Annotated in this window: 3 protein-coding genes and 1 pseudogene; 3 read left to right on the top strand and 1 reads right to left on the bottom strand. The window is 74.0% G+C overall.

Features of this window, described 5'->3' with window-relative positions; translation table 11 throughout:
- Positions 1–533 (bottom strand): annotated as a pseudogene (locus tag JWN97_RS17080) (hypothetical protein); the annotation flags it as partial.
- A 69-nt stretch (positions 534–602) separates the two neighbouring features.
- On the opposite strand from JWN97_RS17080, the gene JWN97_RS17085 reads away from it, so the two are divergent.
- From JWN97_RS17085 to JWN97_RS17095, 3 genes are all read left to right on the top strand, one after another.
- On the top strand, positions 603–1,430 hold the full coding sequence (locus tag JWN97_RS17085) for a PP2C family serine/threonine-protein phosphatase (protein ID WP_297625390.1): 828 nt from the start codon (positions 603–605) through the stop codon (positions 1,428–1,430).
- Positions 1,427–2,500, top strand: coding sequence for an FHA domain-containing protein (locus JWN97_RS17090; protein ID WP_297625393.1), 1,074 nt, complete (start codon positions 1,427–1,429; stop codon positions 2,498–2,500). The genes JWN97_RS17085 and JWN97_RS17090 overlap by 4 nt, the downstream gene beginning before the upstream one ends.
- A 14-nt stretch (positions 2,501–2,514) precedes the next feature.
- A partial coding sequence (locus JWN97_RS17095; RefSeq protein ID WP_297625395.1) for an RDD family protein occupies positions 2,515–3,166 on the top strand: 652 nt, incomplete at its 3' end.

A 3,166-nucleotide genomic window follows, 5' to 3' on the forward strand; every position in this document is an offset into this window, starting at 1 on the left:
GACCCGGTGGTGCCCTCGCCGCCGTGGGCGTCGACGTGGCGCAGCAGCGCGGTCGCCGCCGGGCTGAGCTCGGCGAGCCGGGCGGCGATCTCGGCAGGGGTCGCGGGCTCGGGGCTGGAGGGGCGGAGGCCGCTGAGACCGACCGGCAGGCCGCGCATCGCGTCGGCGACGCCGCTCAGCGCGCGGATGCCGCCGGGGGCCTCCCAGGCGAGGGCGAGGTCGAGCAGCCGCTGGAGCGCGGCCGCCGTCCGGTCCCGGTCGGCGTGGACGATCGAGATCACCTCGTCCGAAGTGGTTTGACCTGCAACCAGCAGGGCATCAAGCACGGAAAGTTCCAGACGGTCGAGGCCGTCGAGGGCGCGGTGGATCGACGAACGCGTGGCGGCCCGCGAGGCCAGCTGCGAGGAATCTTGAGGGGCGGGTGTGGCGAGATCCGGACGGGCCCTGAGCAGCCCCACGAGCTGGTCGTCCGACCAGCTCCTGAGCTGGTCGGCAAGTGTGCGCGCGGGTGTAGCCCGCCCTCGACTGGACATCCCTCTTACGCTACTCGCCGGGTCGGTGCCGCCGCCCCACATCTCGACACCGGGCGCGGAGGGCTGGGCATGAGGAACGTCGACCTGCACGTCGACCTGCACCACGGGTCGTCGAGCGACGTCGGCCTCGTGCGCAAGGTCAACGAGGACTCCTACCTCGTCGCACCACCGGTCTTCGTCGTCGCCGACGGCATGGGCGGTCACTCCGGCGGCGACGTCGCCAGCCGGATGGTCGTGGAGGAGTTCGAGCGCCTCGCCGAGGCCTACGACCCGGCCTGCGGCGCCGAGCAGGTCGCCGACGCCTTCGCCCGGGCGCAGGCCCGGATCATCGACTACGGCGACGCCCACCGTGCGCTCTCGCCCGGCTGGCACGCCGGCACCACGGCGGTGGTGGCCGTGCTCGTCGACGACCACGGCACCACCAAGTGGCTGCTGGCCAACCTGGGCGACTCCCGGATCTACCGGATGACCGAGGGCCGCCTCGAGCAGATCAGCGTCGATCACTCGGTCGTGCAGGAGCTCATCGACGCCGGACAGATCTCCGTCGCGGAGGCGGCCGTCCACCCGGAGCGGCACGTCATCACGCGCGCCCTCGGCAGCCCCGAGGGCATCGAGCCCGACTTCTTCCTCCTTCCCCTCGGTTCGGTCGAGCGCCTCCTGCTGTGCAGCGACGGCGTCACCGGGATGATCGAGGACGCCGAGATCGAGGAGATCCTCGAGACCGTCGCCGACCCGCGTGACGCCGCCGACCGGCTCGTCCGGGCTGCGGTGGCGGCCGGGGGTCGCGACAACGCCACGGCCGTGGTCGTCGATGTGGTGGGATTGGTGAAGGACGCCAGTTATGACTCGCAGCGCCAGCTGCAGAGCCTCGAATCCAAGCTTGGGGGACGACAGTGAGCGCAGCGGCCAGGTTCGCGGCGGGGGACTGGTACGCCGTGGTCGGCGAGCACGTGACGGTCCTGCTGCCCACCAGCCAGCGGGCCCGCGTGGCCGCCCTCTGGGACCTCGCCGACGCCGGTGCCGACGCCGACGCCGTGCTCGACGCGCTGCTCGCCGACGGGCTGTCCTCCCTCGACCACTTCGCCCTCGTCGCGCACAGCGACGACGCGACCCGGCTCCTCGTGCGGGGAGCCCCGACGGCGTCGGTCTCCACGGCCGCCGGCGACGAGACCGTCACCGCGGCTGCCGGGACGACGTGGAGCGAGCACGTCGTCACCGGTGCCGCGAGCATCCGGGTCACCCTCACCGGTGGCGGCGCGGTCGAGCACGCCCTGACGCCCGGCCTCGCGCGGGTCTCGGTCGTCGAGTTCGGCACGCCGTCCGCGTCCGCGTCCGCTGCCCCGGCGGGCCCCGCCGCGCCGGTGTGGACCGAGGAGCAGCCGGTCCTGGCCGTCGTGCCCGAGCCGGAACCCGAGCCGACCCCCACGCCCGAGCCGGCGGCCGCGGCGCCGCTCAGCTTCGGCGAGCCCGAGGACGACCCCACCACGACCGGCGACGTGCCGGTCGTCGAGGAGGACTGGGACCGCGACGGCCAGACGATGGCCGGTCCGCCGCACGCCGACTTCGAGCGACCGCCGATCCCCGGTCAGGAGATCGCGCCCGACGTGGTCTCGAAGCCGGTCGCGTCGCTGGTGTTCTCGACCGGTGACGTCGTGTCGGTCGACCGCACCGTGCTCGTGGGGCGCGCCCCGGAGGCCCGCCGCTTCGCCTCGCACGACCAGCCCCACGTGGTGACCGTGTCCAGCCCCCACCAGGAGATCTCCTCGACCCACCTCGAGATCCGCCCCGGGGCCGGGGCCGACCACGGCTCGGCGATCGCCACCGACCTGGGCTCGACCAACGGCACCGTCCTCGCGCAGCCGGGCCTCGACCCCGAGGAGCTGACGCCCGGCATCGCCGTCAGCCTCATCCCCGGCGCCGTCCTCGACCTCGGTGACGGCGTCACCATCCAGGTCACGAACCCCTGAGCACCCCCGCCGCCGTGACCCAGCAACCGTTCCCCGTGACCTACCCGATCGCCCAGCTCGACCGACGGTTCACCGCGTTCGCCGTCGACCGCCTCCTGGCCTGGAGCCTGCTGGCGGCGGTCGGCGTCGTCACCGCGCTCTTCGTCTCCGACGACGTCTGGGTCGTGGTGGGTGCGGTGTCCGGCGCGACGGTCCTGCTGTGGCTGGTGTTCGCGATCGTGCTCGGCGTCAGCGGCAGCTCGCCCGGCAAGGCGATGTCGGGGCTGCGGGTCGTCCACCACGGCGACGGCACCCCGATCGGGGTCGGGCCGTCCCTCCTGCGCTCGCTCGTGCTGGGGGTCGCCGGCCTCCCCACCTTCGGCATCGGCATCGCCACCCTCGCCTGGACCGCCGTGGAGGACCGCGGCCGCCAGCGCCGCGGCTGGCACGACCACCTCACCAACACCGTCGTGGTCGACGTACGCCCCGTGGTCGAGGTGAGCGAGGCCGACGCCGACGAGGGCCCGCGCCACATCGTCAACCTCACGGCGATGCGGCTGATCCCGGCGCCGCCCGTCGAGTCGGTCCGCACCCCCGAGCGGTCCGAGGTCTCCATGCGCCGCCAGCCTCTGCCGGCCGACCTCGCCGCACCGCCGCAGCCCCCGCAGTCCCAGCCCCCGCAGTCCC

Source organism: Nocardioides sp. (assembly GCF_025965415.1).
Classification (GTDB): domain Bacteria; phylum Actinomycetota; class Actinomycetes; order Propionibacteriales; family Nocardioidaceae; genus Nocardioides.